Here is a 17,183-nt window from a genome sequence, read left to right on the forward strand (position 1 = left end):
TCGGGCTAAGTGACCTCTGCTGATATCCTCTGGGGATTCGACGTTTCCTGCCATGCCAAAGATCCTGCTCGCCGAAGACGACAACGACATGCGCCGTTTCCTGGTCAAGGCGCTGGAAAACGCCGGTTTTCAGGTCTCGTCCCACGACAACGGCATGGCCGCCTATCAGCGGCTGCGGGAAGAGCCGTTCGAGATGCTGCTGACCGACATCGTGATGCCGGAAATGGACGGCATCGAGCTCGCCCGCCGGGCCTCGGAACTCGACCCCGACATCAAGATCATGTTCATCACCGGCTTTGCCGCGGTGGCCCTGAACTCGGATTCGGACGCCCCCAAGAACGCCAAGGTGCTGTCCAAGCCCGTGCATCTGCGCGAATTGGTCAGCGAAGTGAACAAGATGCTGGCGGCCTAGATCAGGCCCGTTCCGTCCTTGCGCCGGGTCCCCTGAGCCGTTATAGGGACCCCACCGATGAAATGACCTCTAGGGCACGTAGCTCAGCGGGAGAGCACTACCTTGACATGGTAGGGGTCACAGGTTCGATCCCTGTCGTGCCCACCATCCTTCGCTCGCGAAGAGAGAGAAGGATGCCACGCCGAAGCCCAAAGGGCGCAGGCGGGCTGCCGCCGCGAGCTTCGGCTGGGCAAGCCACGACCTTCGCTCGCGATAGCAGAGAGAAGGATGCCACGCCGAAGCCCAAAGGGCGAAGGCGGGCTTGTAGCCGCGAGCTTCGGCTCGGCAAGCCCGATCCCCTCTACTTCAGTTCCGTATTCGCAACCGGCATGATCGAGGCGACGTGCCAGCCGGTCGCGTCCTGAACATAGGTCTGGCTGATCAGAAACGTATTCTGCTGGGGCGGCTTGCCCGGAAGCGCGCGCGTGAAAACGATGGGGACGAGGATCTGCATCACCTCGTTGGAGAGCACGGCGACGTGGAATTTCGACATGTCGGGCTCGAGGTGCCAGGTGCCCTCGTAATAGGTCTTGAAGCGAGCGGCGACGTCATCGCGGCCGCGCGTCTCGATGCCTCTGGCAAACAGCAGCGTGCCGGGCGAATTCAGGAGCATCGCCTTCACCGCGTCCGCATCATGCGCATTCTGCGCCGCGATGAATTTTTCGAAGATGGCTCGTGCCTCGGCGTCATTTGCGGCAGCGCGCGCACCTCCGGCTGACCAGAACGTCGCGGCGAGAAGCAGCGCCGCGGTCACCGCCGCAACATGACGGCGTCGTGAAAAACGTCGTGGCCTGATGGTGCTTGGAGACATTTCGGGCCGAGTCATGTTCACCTCCGGTCATTTGCATGGTGCTCGTCATACCATTGATGGCTGCGTCGACGTTTTCAGGATTGCACGATCGGCGGTAGCCCCGAGATCACGGAAGGGTTAGTCGGGGCCTTCGGTTGTGGTGGCACGCACCAGGCAAGCTCTCGCCGCCAACACAAAGTTGGGTTATCGTCCGGTGGCTCCATCCGATCTACGATCTCCCTTCAGACGCGAGCCCGCCCATGACTGTATCCGTCATCGAACAGGCAAAAATCCAGGCGCAGGTGCTGGTGCCGCTGGTCAAGGCGCTTCAGGCCGAGCTCGGCGAGGCGCGGGCCAACGTGCTGGTGCGCAAGGCGCTCGGCGATCTCTATCGCCGCTTCGGCGAGGAGTTCTGGAAGGCCAAGAACACTGCGAACAACGAAGCCGATCTCGGCAAGGCCGTCTCGTCGGCCTTCAGGACCTATGCCCGCGACGATGCGCTCGCCTATGACGTGATCGAACAGACGGCGGACGCCTTCGCATTCGACGTCACACGTTGCGCCTATGCCGAGTTCTACAAGGCGCTCGGCGAGCCCGAGCTCGGCTTCCTCCTGATCTGCACCGCGGACTTTGCCACCGCGGAAGGGTTTGGTCCCGACATCAGGCTCACGCGCACGCAGACCATCATGCAGGGCGCCGACCATTGCGACTTCCGCTACCGGCGCGATGGAGGCGGAGCACAGTGAGGGCAACGATGCGGGCGAGCTGTCTTGCCGTGGCGATGCTGACGCTGGCCGCGCCGCACGCGCACGCCGCGATGATCGACTGGCAGGCCGAACTCCAGCGCTGCCGCAGCTTGCGCGAAAACGTGGCGCCGCTGCTTCAGGCCGGCGAGGGGATCTCCGCCGTCGGCCGCTCCAGCAGATCCGTCCGCCGCTGCATCTGGATCCAGCGCATGGCGGTGCGGAAGAAAATCCCGGGCGCGGAGGTGTGGTAGCCTGCCTCGTCGCCCAACCGAGGTTATGGCCCTGGCGTGACGAAGGCCAAGATGATCGTGCCATCGTTGCCAAGCGCAATGTGCCAGTGCGAGGCCGCGCCACCCTGGTGCCAGACGGAATAGACGTCCTGCCCTTGCGCACCTACTCCGAGAAATTCGATCGAGGTGATCGGACCCAAGTCGGCAAGGCCGGGTTGCAAACGCGGTAATTGTTTGCGGGTCGCCTCAGCCAAATCCGCGCTCATCTCGCCATAATTGGGCTGGCCCGATGCGACGCTCTCAATAAGACGGCGAAGTGCGGCCGCTGTCCCGGGATTGGCGGACCGGGTGCTCATGCGAGTCTGGATCGCGCGCTGGAGGTCTTGCGCCACGGTCGCATCGATGCGTGGCATGATGTGATCATTGCCGTGTTGGCGCAGGACCACGGCCGTCGGCGTCCCGTCCGGTCCGAGGGTAAACCGAAGCTCGGCATCGATCTCCCGCGCAACGAATTCCGTTTCGCCCACCGCCTGGTACGGAGCCGAGCCTTGGCCGCTCAGCCGTCCCGATAGATGGTCCTCGTCACGCATGACGGTAAAAACGGCATTGTGGAATTGATATGTTCCGGCATAGCGATCCAGAATCGCCTGAGGTAACTGAACTTCTTTGGTCTTTGAGCCAGGCTGGTCCGCTGCGACTTGCTCCGCGGAGCGAATACGGGCCGCCAGGACATTCCAGTCGGCCAACCCGAATATCTTCGCGACAAGCTCGAGGCTCTCACTGACGGTGAGGGAGACCGAACGGGCGTCGAGGGCTTCGCGAAGCGTTTGCGCCATAGCTTTGGCGTCGCGGAAATCGCGCATCTTCTGTTCCTTTGCAATACGAACGGAGAATGTCAGAGCTTGCGTTGCTGACCCGTTCGCTTGAGCAAAGGAAGCGTGCGGCGGTCTGATACACTTCACCATACCCCGAAGGGCGCAAGCGGCAGGCGGCATCTACCCGCCAAAATTGTGCTTGAGAGCCCCGCGCTTGTCAACCGCGCCATCGATGTCTCTGCCGGGCTGCGTCACTCATTGCTCTGCAATCGATGCAGGCGCGCGCAGAAGCGTTCCCTCCTACCGGTCAGCTCTTCACCGCCCCGCGCAGCAAGCCCTTTAACCCGCTCGGATAGAGGCTCGGGCCGCCGTCCACGTCGAGATCGCCAAGGTCGAACCAGCGTGCGACGATCTCCTCTCCGTTGTCCTCGCGGAAGTCGATGCGATCCTGGCCGATGAAGGCGCCGTCCGGAAATGCGACCTCGGCGATGAACATCACCTCGTGCCCGGTCGATCCCTCGTGCACAAAAATGTTCTCCAGCATCAGCGGCTCGCTTGTGATGGTGACGTCGATGCCGAGCTCTTCGTTGAATTCCCGCACCAGCGCGGCCCGCCAGCTCTCGCCGAATTCGATCTCGCCGCCGAGCGGACGCACGCCCTTGAGCCGCCCCGCATCGTCCCGAACCTCCGCCGCCAGCAGCCGTCCGTCCCGCCAGTGCAGGCCGATCGCGACGACGCGGATGTGGGGATGGGGGCGCCAGGTGGTCATGGGGGATCGTTAGTCCGCTTGCTGTCTCCGCGCAACTCGCGTCGCTGTTCATTCCGTCTTGCGAGCCAACGGGTCCGCGCAAAGCGCGGCCCGATGACAGGCTCCGCGAAGCAATCCAGAATCGTTCCGCGGACGCATTCCTGGATTGCTTCGCTGCGCTCGCAATGACGATAGTGAATAATTGCGCACATCCTTTCCCCAACGTCGTCCTGGCGAAAGCCAGGACCCATTACCCCAGGGAGCAGTTTGGCGAAGGCTGGTGCCGTCGCCGGTACTCGCACCGCCTCTCACCGATGGATCACGCGGTATGGGTCCTGGCTCCCGTGCGCAATTGCGCACTAGGCCAGGACGACATCGGGGGTGCTGGTCGATCACCCCACCAGATACTTCTTCACCGCCGCCTCGTCCCACGCGATTCCGTTCCCCGGTTCGTCGCTCGGCAGCGCAAAGCCGTCCTTGATCGTCAGCCGGCTCGCCAGCACCGCATCGGCCCAGTCGACATATTCCAGCCAGTGCGCCGTCGGCGTCACGCAGAGCAAATGCGCGCTGACTTCCGAGAACAGGTGCGTCGACATCTCGATGCCGGCGGCGTGCGCCAGCGCGGCGGCGCGGAGCCAGCCGGTGACGCCGCCGATGCGTTGCACGTCGGGCATCACGTAATCGCAGGCCTCCGCCGACAGCGCGGACTGCATCGCAAACGCGCTGTCGAAATTCTCACCGATCTGGACCGGCGTCCGCAGCGCATCCGCGATGCGGGCGTTCCCGGCATAATCGTCGTGGCGGATCGGCTCCTCGATCCAGAAGAGGCCCTCGTCATCGAGCATCTCGCCGCGCCGGATCGCCTCGGTGACCGAGAGGGCCTGGTTGTAGTCGCACATCAGCGTCACCTCGTCGCCGACGGCCTTGCGCACCGCGCGCACCACGGCGAGGTCCTCCCGCGCGTCGGGCCGGCCGACGCGGATCTTTGCGGCGTGGAAACCCTCGGCCAGCAGCTTGTGCGCTTCTTCCACCGCAGCCGCCGCCGGCATGATGCCGAGGCCCTTCGAATTATAGGCCCTGACCGGTTTCGGCGCGCCGCCGAGCAGGCGCGCCAGCGGCAGGCCGCGTGTGCGGGCGAGCGAGTCCCAGGCTGCCATGTCGATGCCGGATTGCGCCAGCCGCTGCAGGCCGGCGAGGCCGAGCAGGGTGAAGCGCTGGGTCAGCTTGCGCTCGATCTCGAACGGCAGCAGCTCATCGCCGGTGACGAACTCTGACATTTCGGTGATCATCGCGGTCAGAGGCTTCAATGCCGAGGGTGTGATCGAGAACAAATAGGCATGCCCCACCGCCCCCCGGTCGGTCTCGCAGTCGATCAGCACCAGCGGCGCCCTGGCGACCGCCCCGGTCGAGGTCTGGAGCGGCAGGTTCATCGGCACGATCACGGGGCGCGCGACAAAGCGCTTGATGCGGATGGTCTCGGTCATGGCACTGGTTCCGGAATGATCAACGCAGGTTGATGGCGATCTTAAACATTCGTCATGAAACGAAAAGACGCCTGGTGCGACCACCATAAAATGGGGTTGCGCGGGCCTGCTTTTATTGGCTCTGTGCCGCCGCAGGCTGTGCCGCAAATCCGCGTGATCTGCGACAAGATCGGATACAACGGAGCCACAGGGTGAAACAACAGATATCCGAAGAACAGCGCAAGAGCGGCGTGCTGACCGGTGCCGCGATCGCTTTCCTGCTGCTCGCTCTGCCGCTGGCGGTGTGGCTGGACCTGACCGAGCTCTCCAAGACCGCGCTGCGCCGGCAGGCCGCCGATCTCAATTCGGTGATCACCAGCGTGCGCAGCTATTACGCGACCAATGTGGTCGGGCGGGTGCTCGCCAACCCCAATGGCACGACCAGGGTGGTGCACAATTATGAATCTGTTCCCGGCGCGATCCCGATCCCGGCGACGCTGTCGCTCGAGCTCGGCCGGGTGATCGGCGCGCAGCAGGAGAACATCACCTATCGCTTCGTCTCGGACTTCCCGTTCCAGAACCGCGCCCCGCACCAGCTCGACAAGTTCGAGAAGGACGCGCTCGATGCGCTGCGCAAGGACCCCGAACAGAAGATCGTGGAGACCGAGACCTCGCTGTTCTCCGACAAGGTCCGCCTGATCGCGCCTGTCACCATGGGGCCGGCCTGCGTCAGCTGCCACAACAGCCACCCCGAGAGCCCGAAGAAGGACTGGAAGGTCGGCGATGTCAGAGGTATCCAGGAGGTGATCATTGCCCAGCCGATAGCCGCCAACATCTTCTCGTTCAAGTTCCTGCTGGCCTATTTCCTGATCGCCGCGGGCAGCGGGCTATCGTTCCTGTCGCTGCAGCGCCGCCAGGCGCGCCGCATCAAGACCATGAACAAGGAGCTCGAATCCGCCAACGACTTCCTGGCGTCGCTGTCGATGAAGATCTCGCGCTATATCCCGCCACAGGTCTACAAGAGCATCTTCTCCGGCCAGAAGGACGTCACCATCCACACCGAGCGCAAGAAGCTGACCATCTTCTTCTCCGACATCCAGAATTTCACGGCGACCGCGGAGCGGCTTCAGCCGGAGCAACTGACGCAGCTCCTCAACGAATATTTCACCGAGATGTCTACGATCGCCCTCGAATATGGCGGCACCGTCGACAAGTTCATCGGCGATGCCATGCTGATCTTCTTCGGCGATCCCGAGACCAGGGGCGACCGCGCCGATGCGCAGGCTTGTCTGCAGATGGCCTGGCGCATGCAGCAGCGCCTTGCCGAGCTCAACGCGAAATGGCGCGCCTCCGGCATCGAGCAGCCGTTCCGCTCGCGCATGGGCATCAATTCCGGCTATTGCAATGTCGGCAATTTCGGCAGCACCGACCGCATGGACTACACCATCATCGGCGCCGAAGCGAACCTCGCCGCCCGTCTGCAATCCATCGCCGAGCCCGGCGGCATCGTGCTGAGCTACGAGACCTTCGCCCTCGTCAGCGGCATCGTCCGCGCCCACGCGCTGCCCGCAATCACGATGAAGGGCATCAGCCGCGAGGTCATTCCCTATTCGGTCGACGCGCTGAACGACGCCGCGGCGGAGAAAAGCGGCATCATCACCGAGCGCGCGCCGGGGCTGGAGCTCTATCTCGATCCGGCCGTGGTGAAGTCGGGCGACACCGCACGGGTGCGCTCGCTGCTGGAGAACGCACTGGCCTCGCTGAAGCCGGCGTGAGGGGACTTTCTTACCATCCCCTGGAGGGGGCCCTCAAGGGGAGGGTAAGAGTCTAACCTCACCGCGCCGCGCCCTCCGTGAACGCCGTCTCGATCACCTCGCCAAACGGCTGCCACGAGCGGCCGTCGAACTGGACGAGCCGCATCTGCTTGATCGGCAGATAGCGGTCGGGCGAGGTGTTCATCCTGATATTGGGCAAGGCGACCGACGGCTGATAGTCCCTGAGCGAGGCCGCCTGCCGCATGATATTGTCGCGCGAAAAATCGTCGCCGCATTGCTTCAGCACCTGCGTCAGCGCCTCGGCCGCGGCGTAGCCGTAGACCGCCGCGCTGCTGTTGGTGCTTTCAATCTGATGGTACCTGTCCATGAACGTGAACCATTCCTTCATCGCGGGATCGTCTTTCCAGGCGGGATCGCTTGGATCCTTCAGGAAGGCCGCCGAGATCACGCCAGCCGAATTCTCCAGGCCCGCTGGCGCCATCGCATTGGCGATCGTGGCCGAGGCATCGTTCACGATGAAGACCGGGCGCCATTTGAGCGACGCCGCGAGCTTGATCACCTTGGACGCGGTCGACGGTACGCCGAGAAAGACGAAAATGTCGGCGCCCGCGCGCTTGAGGATCGAGACGTGGCCTTCGAGATGCTCGTCGTTGATGTCGAAGGCGATGTCGACGAGGACGTGACGGTTCAGGTCGCCGAGCCCTTCCTGGATGCCCTTGTAGAGCTGGCGCCCGAACTGGTCGTTCTGCCAGAGCACGACGATCTTCTTCCTGGGATAATAGGCCTGGATGTAGTTGGCGTAGATGCGCCCCTCCGACCGGAACGACGGCTGCCAGCCCATGGTCCAGGGAAAGGCCCTGGCCTGGCTCAGCTCCTCGTCGCCGGAGGCGACGAACAGCTGCGGGATCTTCTTCTCGTTCAGGTACCAGCGCGTGGCGATGTTGCCGGGCGTGCCGAACGAGCCGAACATCACATGCACGTCGTCCTTCTCGACCAGGCCGCGCGTCAGCTCCAGCGCGGTCGCCGGATCGGAATTGTCGTCGCGGGTGATGAAGCGGATCTTGCGGCCGTTGATGCCGCCGCGCGCGTTGATCATGTCGAAATAGGCGGCTTCCGCCTGGCCGATCGCGCCGAATTCCGAGAGCGGTCCCGAATACGGCATGACATTGCCGATGCGGATTTCCTTGTCGCTTGCCGGTTGATCCGAGTGCTGTTGCTGCGACATCGCGCCGAGCGATGCGATGGCAATCATGGACACGAACAGCATCCTGCCGATGACGCGCATGTTCGAACCCTTGTCGTTGGCCCCCAACGAGGTCGTCTCAATCCGCACCAAGGCCGCTTGATCTAGGTCAAGCGTTTGTCAATCGTGTGGCTGGGTCGCCCGCTTCAATGCGGCGCAGCCGGCAGTGCGGGCGAAAGCGGCAGGCGTGCTGACGCGCCGACGATCGCTTATGGCTTTTGGCAACGCCTGACCGCGCGCCTCGTCCTTCGAGACGACCGCTTCCAGCGGTCTCCTCAGGATGAGGCTAAGCAGCACCGTGCCCGTTGAAAACTGCTGCCACGCAATCCCGTCCTCATCCTGAGGAGCCCGCCCAAAGCGAGCGTCTCGAAGGATGGCCGCAGGAACCGCTCTCAAGTCCGATTGCCGGTCTTGTGGGAAAGAGCAGTGGAGGGGTAGCCCAGCAAAATGGTGAGACGGCGCCGCAATCGCCCGCTACGGCAGCCTGCGCGCCTCGAGCTGATGCACCAGCAGCAGCGTCGGTTCGGCGAGGCTGTCGCCGGAGCCGTCCAGCCCAAACGCTGCGGCAATGCCGTCGCGGCTGCGTATACCAATTCGTCTGATTTGGAAGCGCTATCATCCAGCGTTTTCGTTCTTGGGGCTTTCATTCCAAGGGAAATTGAAAATGCCTTGTTCAGGAGTAGCTAAACTTGCCTTCGGAGAAACTGGCTTTCTGTAGTCCGCTGCGAGTCTCTCACATTTAGATAGATTTTTGCTGAGAGGGGCCGGGTAGTCGTTGGGGTGCTCTCGCTCCAGGTATTCGATCAGCTTTTTGAAGACAGGCAAAACGGCGGTTCGCGCAGCCAATACGATCTCGGAGTCTGGCACATTATCGTGATTTAGCGGCTTCACCGAAGAGTCTTGGAATACGAGGTGTAGGATGACACGGTTCATATGCACTGCAACCAGCTCAGCACGCGGCAATTCTGTCATTCTTAGTTTCTGCAGCTCTTCATCCACCGCTCGCATGACTAGAACACATCGCCAGACACGCGCTGTTGTAAGCTCGCTGGGAAAAATATCGGTGTACGGAGCGAGGTCGGTGTTGGCCCAAAGCGCACCGATCTCTCGTTTGACTTGAACAGCCAAATGTATAGAAGCCGCGCAGCCGAGCGCCTGCGTAGCTTCGACAATGCTGCACCCCTCCTCGCCCCTCGGTTCTGGTTCGCCGGATTTATAAACGTACTTGCGGCGATCCAAGGCAAAATCAGTTGCAAGCCGGTGTTGAAGTGGATCCATCGCCGCGAATTCGCGGTTGCTTACCGCATTCTGCAGATTTGCGGCCCGAGTGATCCGCCTGCCGAAATCTGGAGGACACTTTTCTAGAGAAATGATTCTAATCTGGACCCAGCCGGTGGGAGGGGAGGGCTGGATCCATCCGGGATTCCGCCAATGATATTACCAATGCTGCCAACCGTTTGAGCTCCGTTGACGATGCTTACACCGTTGCAAGTAAAGACGCCCACTCTGTGCTCAGGTGATCCTGCAAGGCCTCGAACAACGTTGTCGCAGATAACGGTGATGCCATTGTTGAAATACCAAAAGTGCTCGGGTTCATCGACAAGGGTTTGTTTCAAGGCCTCGTTGACATCAGAACTGTGATAAAACAAACGCAAATTTTGGGTGAATAGGAAGTTGGCATGTTTCTTCCACCATTCAGCGATTTCGCCGACGTGCACGTAGCCGTAGTAGGCTAGAAACGGTTTTTCGACCGACCCCCATTGATTTAGACCGATCTGCAGATTGATTTTTTGAGGCTTCGACTCCGAAGTGATTAGTTCGTAAGCGCCAGTCTGGTCGAGGTGCTCGCCGATGGCGGCGGGGACGGGATCGTTTAGCTCCGCGACCAGGTCGTCGACGCGCCTGACGACGTGTGCATGTGTCGGCTGGTTCGCCGAGTGAATAGTGATTAGCCGGATCCGGATCTGTCGATCCGCATATAGTGCGGTGCGAATTTCAGCTTCCTTGTTCTTGATCCTTTCATTGAACCGATCAAAGCGACAGGAAAGCAGATCTCGGACGCCTGCGACAAACTTACCTGTACCTTCTAGGTCTATCGGTTTGTTGCCGGTATCGCTCCATTTAGACTGCACAAGGAAGAGGGTGTCCGTTCTCGGCTCAAACCGAATGGCGTCGATACCGCCGTCGTGGAATCCATCTGTGACGGCTCCCCCCGCCACGTCAGCCTCTACTCCAGAAAGGCTCTTGATACATAGCGCGGCGAGCGCCCTCGAGAGGAATGCCTGTCTGACCTCCTCCTGAGGCTTCGCGGCATAGTCCGACATGTCAATTTTGCCGGTAAATTGCTGTTCCAGAACGCTCCGGATCCGGTTCAGCGTCAGCTGAGTCATGACGAAAGCATCCCCTGGTTGAGATCAGGAAGCATATCGCCCAGACTGGCGTTCAATCAACGCAGTAACTTTAATCCTTGCTGGCCAAAGCGGGCTCCCGGACGGCTGAGCCGGCCACAATACCGGCAGTCCGGTTCTTTCATACCCGATTGTCCTGCCTAGGCACGAAGATAATGCCGCCAAATAAAGTGTCGCCGACAGCACGCCGTCTACGGCAGCCCCCGCGCTTCGAGCTGATGCACCAGCAGCAGCGTCGGTTCGGCGAGGCTGTCGCCGGAGCCGTCCAGGCCGAACGCCGCGGCGATGCCGTCGCGGCTGCGCAGCAGTGCGCTGCGCGGGCAGTGGCCGGCGCCGCAGAGCGTCTTCTTCAGCGTCTCGCCCTGCGCCACGAGGCCGGCGGAATCGTCCGCGGCCCAGGCCAGCACAATGGGGACGTCGACATTGAGGATGCCGGGAAAGACCGATCGCTTGTCGTATTGGGTGGCATCTAGGCCGAGATAGGCTTTCTCGCTGTCGCTGGCGTCCTTGCCGACGCGGTAGATCCCGGACACCAGCACGACGCCGGCGACGTCGGCGCGGTCGGTCTGCAATTCCGGATGCGCCAGCAGGGTGGCGACGTGGAAGGCGCCGGCGCCATAGCCGACCGCGACGATCTCGCGGGCATCGCCATTGAACAGGTCGATATTGCCGTGGATCCAGGACAGCGCCGCCGCCACGTCGGTTGCCCCGGCGGGCCAGGTCGCCGCCGGCGCCAGGCGGTAGTTGACGCGAACCCCGATCATGTCGTTGCGCGCGGCAAAGCACATGGCCTGGTCCTGGATCTGGCGCGCCAGCTCCGGCGCGGCGCGGTCGCCGGTGAAGGTGTCGCCGGCCACGAACAGCAGCACCGGCCGCGGCGTGTCCGCCTTGGTCGCGCTGGTGGCGACATCGAGCACCTGGGCCTCGCTCTCGCCGTAGCGCAGGCCGCGGGAGAAGGTGACCTGCTCGCACAGCCGCGCGGTGCCGCCGGCGGTGGTGTCGGAATCGGTGAGGCCCGCCGGGACAAGATCGGACGGCGCCGTCAGCCGAGCCGGCAGCGGGCCATGCGCGGAGGCGGCAGTCACGGTCAAAAGCAGGAAAAATGCGAGGTAATTCTTCATCATGGTGCCGGCCTTGCGCGCCCGATATTGGCTCGCTCCCTGGGCCTGTCTTTTCAATTCGCCTTATTAGTTGGCTGGTGTTGAGGCGATTTCACGGCACCTGTGCCTCGTGTGCCCGGCCGCAATCAATTCCCCGGCAGGAACGTGCAATCGGCCCCGCTGCCGTCCTTGCGCCTGATCGCGTTGGGATCGATCGTGCAGCTCAGCTTGGAGAGGCTCTCGAAGTTCGATCCCGCCGCGCCGTCGGGCGGCACGCCCGCCAGTGCTTCGGTGGCGAAGATCTCGTTGGCGGTGGAGCCGTTCACGGTCTTCACCTTCTTGCCGAAGGTCACCTCGCAATTGCGAATGGTGATGTCGACATTGCCGGTGCGGCAGACGATCCGGTCGGCGGTCACCACGATGGCCTTCTTGTAGGGGATGTCGGCATTGGCGGCGAACAGCATCGCCACCGCCTTCCTCTCGGCGCCGGTCAGGTCCGGTGACAGCGGCGCGATCACCCCCGCGAGCGCCAGCGCGGTCGCGCCCGAGACCTTTGCGGGCGTGGCGGCGGAGGCACCGGGGAGATGGGACGCCCCGGCAAGGACGAGGGCGCAGGTGAGGATCGCTGGACCGGATCTCATCCCTTTCCCCCGGGCTCTCAGGCGGCCTTCTTCCGCTTGACGGTCTTCTTCGCGGTCTTCTTGGCGGCTTTCTTCACGGTCTTCCTGGCCTTCTTCGCCGCCTTCTGGGCCGCAAGGTAGGCCTCGACCTTCTTGGAGGAATGTCCGGCTGCGGTCACGGCGGCCTTCAGCTTTGCCGGGGTGATCTTGAATTTCTTCGACCAGTAGCGGACCTCATAGGCCTCGCCGAGCGAGATCCGGCTCTTGTCGGCGGCGCGGTGCTTCTGGAGCTTGATGTATTCCTCGACCTTCTTGGCGGAGTGGCCGACCTTCTTGACGGCGTATCTCAGCTTCGCCGGGGTCACCTTGAACTTCTTCGACCAGTAGCCGACTTCGTATTTCTCGGTGAGCGCGATCAGGGCGCGATCGGCGCCACCCCGCTTTGCCTTGTTGTCGGCCATGCTTCCCTCCTGCCGTGGATGGCATCCAGTCTAGCATGCAACCGGATTTGGAAGGCAAGATGCGGGACGGGCAGCGATTGCGCGGAGCGGCCGTTTTGCACCGGTGAGTCAAACGCTTGTGCGGCGCAGCCTGGTCTCGGGGCGGACCAGGCCTTCTACTGTGCATGGGGTTGTTTTCGCATTTTTTGTTGTTCGCGCTTCCGTGACGGAACCTTTTGCCGGCTGGGACGACTTATCCATGACACGGGGAAACACGTGCGAGGCTGTCATGGCAGAGAAGCATACCGCCGATCCGGCAGAGATCATGCGGGGGACCGGTCATCCTGAGCTGGAATATGCCGCCGGCTGGACCATCGCAGGTCTCGTCACCATCGGCACCATCGTCGCCGCCTGGGTGTTCGCGATCTAGGCGACCGGAAACTGGAGCTCGAAGGCGGCTCCTTGGGCAGTGGGCTTGAGCCTGATCGAGCCGCCATGGCTCGCCATCACCGCACGCGCGATCGCCAGCCCCATCCCTGTCCCGCCCTGGTCGCGGCGGGTGGTGAAGAACGCATCGAAGATCCTGTCGCGATTGGGCGCCGAGATCGGCTCGCCGTCATTGCTGACCGTCACAAGCAGGGTCGTCCGCACGTCGACTGCCTGCAGCCTGATTGTCCCAGCCTTGTGCCGCACCGCGTTATCAGTGAGGTGCGACAGCACGATCAGCGCCTTCTCCGAGGACATGCCGATCGCCCTATCGAGGCTGCCGCTCGCTTCGATCGAGCTTGCCGGAAACCTGTTCCTGAGGTCGGCGATGACGGGCGCAAGCTCGGTGCGCTCGTTCTGCGGCAGGCTCTCGGCGCGGGCGAGCTCCCGCAGCCGCTGCGCCATCGCCTCCAGCCGCTGGGTGTCGGACAGGATGTTGGCGATGAACGTGTTCTGCTCGGCCGGCGTCAGGCCCTCGGATTTGCCTTGCACCGAATCCTGCAACAGCTCGGCAGCGCCCTTGATCGAGGTCAGGGGCGATTTCAGCTCGTGGGTGAGATGGGCCGAGAACGTCGCGATATAGTCGGAGCGGCGTGCCAGCTGCTCGGCCATGCCGAGGAAGCTGTGCGAGAGCTGCGCGAACTCGCGCGTGCCGTAGTGCCGGAGCGGCCTGAACGCCTCGCGGTCGCCGCGGCCGATTCTGGCGGCACGGTCGATCAGCTCGCGCATCGGCAATGTGATGGTGCGGGAGAACACCAGCCCAATCAGGATCGTGCCGAGGATCACGGCGAGCCCCGCCAGCACGAACTTGCCGCGCTCCTGGTAGAGATGGTCAAAAATGTTGCTCGGCGTCCGCGTGGTGTAGATCACGCCGGCGACGCGGTTGTTGACGATGACCGGCATCGCCGAGAACACATGCACGCCGAGGCCGCGGCTGAAGGAATAGATCGGCGGCGGCGGTTTGTCCGGCACGCGGTTGCGCAAGGTGGCGCGATACTGCCCGTGCAACGCGTCCGCGACCTCCTCGATATGGGCGAGCGACTGCCCGACCTCCTGTCGCCCGGCGATCACCACGCCCTGCGGATCGAGGATGCGAAAACCTGCCAGCGTCACCTTCTGGGTCTCGCGGATGATCGGCGTCAGTTTTGCGCCGATCTCGACATAGGCTGCTTGCGCCGACTGGGGCGCGGGCAGCGCATCGGGCCGCCGCCGCAAAAGGTCGTTGGCGGTCAGATCAAGCGCCGGGCGGATCGGGGTGACCTGGTCGCCGGGATCGGGCAGCACGCCCGGCGGCACCTCGGCGCCGAGCGTGAGGCCGCCGTCGAGCCTTGCCGTGACCTCCTGCGCGTAGATCGTCGCGAGCACGCGGCTCTGCGCGATCAGCTCGGCCTGGGTCTGGCGGATCAGCTGGTTGTCGTAGAGGCGGAAGAAGAACAGACCGACCAGCGGCAGCACCGCGACGGTCGCCAGCACCGCGAAGATCACGAGCCCCAGCGACGGCCGCCATTTGTCGGGTGCCGCGCTCATGCCTCTTTCTCGCAGCGGCCGAGCTTGAAGCCGACGCCGTGAATGGTCTCGATCACGTTGTCGCAGGCCAGCGCCGCCAGCTTGGCGCGGATGTTGCGGATGTGGCTGTCGATGGTGCGGTCGGAGACCTGGATGTTGAGCTGATAGGCCGCCCGCATCAGCTGCTCGCGGTTGAACACCGAGGTCGGCCGGGTCAGGAACGCGCGCAGGATGCCGAACTCGATCGCGGTGAGCTTCAGCGGCGTGCCGGCGAAGGTTGCGACATGCTGCTCGGGATCGATCAGCAGGCCGCCTTGCACCAGCGCGGCCGGCCCGGCCTTGGCCTCGCCGTTGCGCGGGCTGAGGCGGCGCAGGATGACGTTGACCCGGGCCACCAGCTCGCGCGGGCTGAACGGCTTGGTCACGTAATCGTCGCCGCCGATCTCGAGACCGAGGATGCGGTCGATCTCCTCGTCGCGCGCCGACAGGAACAGGATCGGCACGTCGGAGCTTTTGCGGATCTCGCGGCAGACGTCGAGGCCGTCGAACTCCGGCATGCCGATGTCGAGCACGATGAGATCGGGCCTGTCGGCGGCAAAGCGGCTGAGCGCCTCCTTGCCGTCGCGGGCCTCGATCACGTCCATGCCGGCCTTCTTCAGGGCGACGCGGATGACCTCGCGGATGTGGCCCTCGTCGTCGACGATGAGAATGCGATGCGCCAAGAAACTCTCCGCTCACCCTGCCGGCGGATTACCCACCGGGCTCTTGGCTTGCGCATCGAGCCTGCGCTGCAGCCGCCAGCTCCGAAAGCCCCAGGCCCGCCACGTCAGGTCCTGCCGCTGACTTTCTACAAGCCGATCCCGACGTCCGGCAAGACAGTAATCACCGCCGCGAAGCGCGATGACCTTGTCGATCGCGGGCAGCGCCTGCGGGCCCAATGTGAGGAGGTAGTTGGCATCGATCTTCACGCCTTTCCCTCCCATTTCATTGCTGTGCTTCAGATTGTAGTCGGCAATGAACGCGTCGAAGTTCACCAGCGAAACACTGTACAGCACGATCGTTAACGCGATCAGGTTGGCGCCGACGAGCCAGCGGTTGGAGCGGTCGAGTGCGATGCGGGCGACGATCAGGAGCAGCCCCAGTGCCACCAGCCCCATCCAGATGAAGGCCGCGATCCGCCAGTAGGTCAGCATGTAGATGCCGACGTAGAGATCGAGCCGCAGGATGGAGGAGGCGACCAGCAGCACGTTCTGGCCGACCCAGAGATAGACCAGCGGCCGGATCACCTTCGATTTCTCGGACGAGCTGCCCGGACGCATCGCCGCCAGCACGAAGGCGGCGGCGAGCAGGGCGGTGACGATCAGCGGATAGGCGCCGCGATGGGCGTAGGCCGCGTAAGTCATGTTGTCGGGCAGCGCCACATGCCCCCAGAGATAGATGCCGTCGAGAATGGACTGTGCCGCGAACAGCAGGTTGAACAGGATCAGCGAGCGCAGGATGGTGGAGGGGCCGAGAAACTCCGCTGAGACCATGGGCGGCAGCGGCGGTGGCACAGGGCCATCGGCGATGGCGGTGGTGACTATCGTCTTGCGCCGCCAGCGCACGTGGATGAACGGCCAGACCAGCGCCAGCACCAGGATCCAGAACAGCACGCGCGGGACGCTGACATATTCGAGGATGATCTTTGGATTGAGCAGCGAGACCCATTGCTCGATCACGGGATTGGCGGCAGCGAACAGCGCGACGAACACGGTGCCCAGCACCACCGGCATCAGCCACAGCGCGATGCCGCGGGTGAACGCCGACATGTTGAACACCTGGGGCGCATCGAGGAAGAACCTGAAGGGACCGAGCAGGACAAAATTGCGCAGCGCACGAGCACGCTCAGTGAGCTCGGTCGTATCAGGATTGGTCGCAAGCAATTGCGCAATCGTCAGCGACGCGACGAGGATCAGGAAGGACAGCATGTTGAGCTCCTCGACGGCTGGCACGAGGCCGGCGACGAGGATGGCGGTGCCGATCATGGCACGCCGCAGATCCAGCGCGGCGTGATTGAAGAGCATCGACACGCAGACCGTCGCGATCGCAAACAGCGTCAGCGACAGTCCGATCCGATGGCCATAGAACAGCCAGTCGGCGAGCGCAGCCAGAGCCAGCGCGCAGCCAAGCTTGGCCGGAATTGAGGAATGCCTGTCCGGCAGAATGTCCGCTGCGATCGTCGAAGCCAGGCTCGTCATGTCCAAAACACCTTTCGTGATGGGTGGCATCACGAAGTCTGAACGGCACTTGTGCAGACGGCGGGATCATCGTCTGCACGGTTTCAGGAGTCTTTTGCAGTTTTCGTGCAGGTGCGCTTTTGCCC

At 63.1% G+C, this 17,183-nt stretch carries 18 protein-coding genes and 1 tRNA gene; 6 read left to right on the top strand and 13 right to left on the bottom strand.

The window, feature by feature from the left end; all coding sequences use genetic code 11:
* Nucleotides 1-52 precede the first annotated feature (52 nt).
* Entirely contained in the window at nt 53-412 is a 360-nt protein-coding gene (gene cpdR / locus JQ592_RS28870) for a cell cycle two-component system response regulator CpdR (RefSeq protein WP_007597092.1), read from the top strand.
* A 72-nt stretch (nt 413-484) separates the two neighbouring features.
* Nucleotides 485-559 (top strand) — tRNA-Val (locus tag JQ592_RS28875).
* A 193-nt stretch (nt 560-752) separates the two neighbouring features.
* On the opposite strand, the gene JQ592_RS28880 is transcribed toward JQ592_RS28875, so the two are convergent.
* Nucleotides 753-1,277: a DUF4440 domain-containing protein gene (locus JQ592_RS28880; RefSeq protein ID WP_211406170.1), complete on the bottom strand. Its 525-nt coding sequence runs from the start codon at nt 1,275-1,277 to the stop codon at nt 753-755.
* A gap of 224 nt (nt 1,278-1,501) precedes the next feature.
* On the opposite strand from JQ592_RS28880, the gene JQ592_RS28885 reads away from it, so the two are divergent.
* Both JQ592_RS28885 and JQ592_RS28890 read left to right on the top strand, forming a co-directional pair.
* Entirely contained in the window at nt 1,502-1,987 is a 486-nt protein-coding gene (locus tag JQ592_RS28885; protein ID WP_211406171.1) for an L-2-amino-thiazoline-4-carboxylic acid hydrolase, read from the top strand.
* Nucleotides 1,988-1,995: 8 nt separating this feature from the next.
* Nucleotides 1,996-2,238 (top strand): hypothetical protein, encoded by a 243-nt coding sequence (locus JQ592_RS28890; protein ID WP_211406172.1) that lies wholly within the window; start codon nt 1,996-1,998, stop codon nt 2,236-2,238.
* A gap of 23 nt (nt 2,239-2,261) precedes the next feature.
* On the opposite strand, the gene JQ592_RS28895 is transcribed toward JQ592_RS28890, so the two are convergent.
* From JQ592_RS28895 to JQ592_RS28905, 3 genes are all read right to left on the bottom strand, one after another.
* Nucleotides 2,262-3,080 carry a glyoxalase superfamily protein gene (locus JQ592_RS28895; protein WP_211406173.1) on the bottom strand — a complete coding sequence of 273 codons (819 nt, stop codon included), beginning with the start codon at nt 3,078-3,080 and terminating at the stop codon, nt 2,262-2,264.
* Nucleotides 3,081-3,339: 259 nt separating this feature from the next.
* Nucleotides 3,340-3,801: an NUDIX hydrolase gene (locus tag JQ592_RS28900; RefSeq protein WP_211406174.1), complete on the bottom strand. Its 462-nt coding sequence runs from the start codon at nt 3,799-3,801 to the stop codon at nt 3,340-3,342.
* 371 nt (nt 3,802-4,172) lie between these two features.
* The gene (locus JQ592_RS28905; RefSeq protein ID WP_211406175.1) at nt 4,173-5,264 is read right to left on the bottom strand and encodes an enolase C-terminal domain-like protein; all 1,092 of its coding nucleotides are present in this window, start codon (nt 5,262-5,264) and stop codon (nt 4,173-4,175) included.
* Between the two features lie 191 nt (nt 5,265-5,455).
* On the opposite strand from JQ592_RS28905, the gene JQ592_RS28910 reads away from it, so the two are divergent.
* The gene (locus tag JQ592_RS28910; RefSeq protein WP_211406176.1) at nt 5,456-7,018 is read left to right on the top strand and encodes an adenylate/guanylate cyclase domain-containing protein; all 1,563 of its coding nucleotides are present in this window, start codon (nt 5,456-5,458) and stop codon (nt 7,016-7,018) included.
* Between the two features lie 58 nt (nt 7,019-7,076).
* Here the strand turns inward: JQ592_RS28910 and JQ592_RS28915 are convergent, their stop codons facing one another.
* The 6 genes from JQ592_RS28915 to JQ592_RS28940 all read right to left on the bottom strand — a co-directional run bounded on the left by JQ592_RS28915 (nt 7,077) and on the right by JQ592_RS28940 (nt 12,850).
* Nucleotides 7,077-8,303, bottom strand: a complete 1,227-nt coding sequence (locus JQ592_RS28915) for an ABC transporter substrate-binding protein (RefSeq protein WP_211406257.1) — start codon at nt 8,301-8,303, stop codon at nt 7,077-7,079.
* Between the two features lie 573 nt (nt 8,304-8,876).
* Nucleotides 8,877-9,674 (bottom strand): AIPR family protein, encoded by a 798-nt coding sequence (locus JQ592_RS38625; RefSeq protein WP_211406258.1) that lies wholly within the window; start codon nt 9,672-9,674, stop codon nt 8,877-8,879.
* Nucleotides 9,623-10,651, bottom strand: a complete 1,029-nt coding sequence (locus tag JQ592_RS38630) for an AIPR family protein (protein ID WP_211406177.1) — start codon at nt 10,649-10,651, stop codon at nt 9,623-9,625. Before JQ592_RS38630 ends, JQ592_RS38625 begins: the two co-directional genes overlap by 52 nt.
* A 209-nt stretch (nt 10,652-10,860) precedes the next feature.
* A complete protein-coding gene (locus JQ592_RS28930; RefSeq protein WP_211406259.1) occupies nt 10,861-11,790 on the bottom strand; it encodes an alpha/beta hydrolase in 930 nt (309 codons plus the stop codon).
* 125 nt (nt 11,791-11,915) lie between these two features.
* Nucleotides 11,916-12,410 (bottom strand): hypothetical protein, encoded by a 495-nt coding sequence (locus JQ592_RS28935; protein WP_211406178.1) that lies wholly within the window; start codon nt 12,408-12,410, stop codon nt 11,916-11,918.
* A gap of 17 nt (nt 12,411-12,427) precedes the next feature.
* Nucleotides 12,428-12,850: a DUF3606 domain-containing protein gene (locus JQ592_RS28940; protein ID WP_211406179.1), complete on the bottom strand. Its 423-nt coding sequence runs from the start codon at nt 12,848-12,850 to the stop codon at nt 12,428-12,430.
* Nucleotides 12,851-13,118: 268 nt separating this feature from the next.
* Here JQ592_RS28940 and JQ592_RS28945 point away from each other — a divergent pair, with 268 nt between their 5' ends.
* Nucleotides 13,119-13,259 (top strand): hypothetical protein, encoded by a 141-nt coding sequence (locus JQ592_RS28945; RefSeq protein WP_211406180.1) that lies wholly within the window; start codon nt 13,119-13,121, stop codon nt 13,257-13,259.
* On the opposite strand, the gene JQ592_RS28950 is transcribed toward JQ592_RS28945, so the two are convergent.
* The 3 genes from JQ592_RS28950 to JQ592_RS28960 are packed head-to-tail and all read right to left on the bottom strand — an operon-like array spanning nt 13,256 to nt 17,058.
* Nucleotides 13,256-14,842 (bottom strand): ATP-binding protein, encoded by a 1,587-nt coding sequence (locus JQ592_RS28950; RefSeq protein ID WP_211406181.1) that lies wholly within the window; start codon nt 14,840-14,842, stop codon nt 13,256-13,258. The two genes, JQ592_RS28945 and JQ592_RS28950, sit on opposite strands and share 4 nt — an antisense overlap.
* On the bottom strand, nt 14,839-15,543 hold the full coding sequence (locus JQ592_RS28955) for a response regulator transcription factor (RefSeq protein ID WP_211406182.1): 705 nt from the start codon (nt 15,541-15,543) through the stop codon (nt 14,839-14,841). Before JQ592_RS28955 ends, JQ592_RS28950 begins: the two co-directional genes overlap by 4 nt.
* Before the next feature lie 12 nt (nt 15,544-15,555).
* The gene (locus JQ592_RS28960) at nt 15,556-17,058 is read right to left on the bottom strand and encodes a DUF4153 domain-containing protein (protein ID WP_211406183.1); all 1,503 of its coding nucleotides are present in this window, start codon (nt 17,056-17,058) and stop codon (nt 15,556-15,558) included.
* Nucleotides 17,059-17,183: the final 125 nt, after the last annotated feature.

The organism is Bradyrhizobium iriomotense (assembly GCF_018129405.1).
GTDB classification, from domain to species: Bacteria; Pseudomonadota; Alphaproteobacteria; order Rhizobiales; family Xanthobacteraceae; genus Bradyrhizobium; species Bradyrhizobium iriomotense_B.

What these genes read in the sequence shown, in the direction of transcription:
- JQ592_RS28960 (WP_211406183.1), bottom strand. Translation starts at nt 17,058, where the DNA reads ATGACGAGCCTGGCTTCGACGATCGCAGCGGACATTCTGCCGGACAGG.
- JQ592_RS28900 (WP_211406174.1), bottom strand. Translation starts at nt 3,801, where the DNA reads ATGACCACCTGGCGCCCCCATCCCCACATCCGCGTCGTCGCGATCGGC.
- JQ592_RS28885 (WP_211406171.1), top strand. Translation starts at nt 1,502, where the DNA reads ATGACTGTATCCGTCATCGAACAGGCAAAAATCCAGGCGCAGGTGCTG.
- JQ592_RS28915 (WP_211406257.1), bottom strand. Translation starts at nt 8,303, where the DNA reads ATGCGCGTCATCGGCAGGATGCTGTTCGTGTCCATGATTGCCATCGCA.
- JQ592_RS28905 (WP_211406175.1), bottom strand. Translation starts at nt 5,264, where the DNA reads ATGACCGAGACCATCCGCATCAAGCGCTTTGTCGCGCGCCCCGTGATC.
- JQ592_RS28935 (WP_211406178.1), bottom strand. Translation starts at nt 12,410, where the DNA reads ATGAGATCCGGTCCAGCGATCCTCACCTGCGCCCTCGTCCTTGCCGGG.
- JQ592_RS28890 (WP_211406172.1), top strand. Translation starts at nt 1,996, where the DNA reads ATGCGGGCGAGCTGTCTTGCCGTGGCGATGCTGACGCTGGCCGCGCCG.
- JQ592_RS28940 (WP_211406179.1), bottom strand. Translation starts at nt 12,850, where the DNA reads ATGGCCGACAACAAGGCAAAGCGGGGTGGCGCCGATCGCGCCCTGATC.
- JQ592_RS28930 (WP_211406259.1), bottom strand. Translation starts at nt 11,790, where the DNA reads ATGAAGAATTACCTCGCATTTTTCCTGCTTTTGACCGTGACTGCCGCC.
- JQ592_RS28895 (WP_211406173.1), bottom strand. Translation starts at nt 3,080, where the DNA reads ATGCGCGATTTCCGCGACGCCAAAGCTATGGCGCAAACGCTTCGCGAA.
- JQ592_RS28950 (WP_211406181.1), bottom strand. Translation starts at nt 14,842, where the DNA reads ATGAGCGCGGCACCCGACAAATGGCGGCCGTCGCTGGGGCTCGTGATC.
- cpdR (WP_007597092.1), top strand. Translation starts at nt 53, where the DNA reads ATGCCAAAGATCCTGCTCGCCGAAGACGACAACGACATGCGCCGTTTC.
- JQ592_RS28880 (WP_211406170.1), bottom strand. Translation starts at nt 1,277, where the DNA reads ATGACTCGGCCCGAAATGTCTCCAAGCACCATCAGGCCACGACGTTTT.
- JQ592_RS28945 (WP_211406180.1), top strand. Translation starts at nt 13,119, where the DNA reads ATGGCAGAGAAGCATACCGCCGATCCGGCAGAGATCATGCGGGGGACC.
- JQ592_RS38630 (WP_211406177.1), bottom strand. Translation starts at nt 10,651, where the DNA reads ATGACTCAGCTGACGCTGAACCGGATCCGGAGCGTTCTGGAACAGCAA.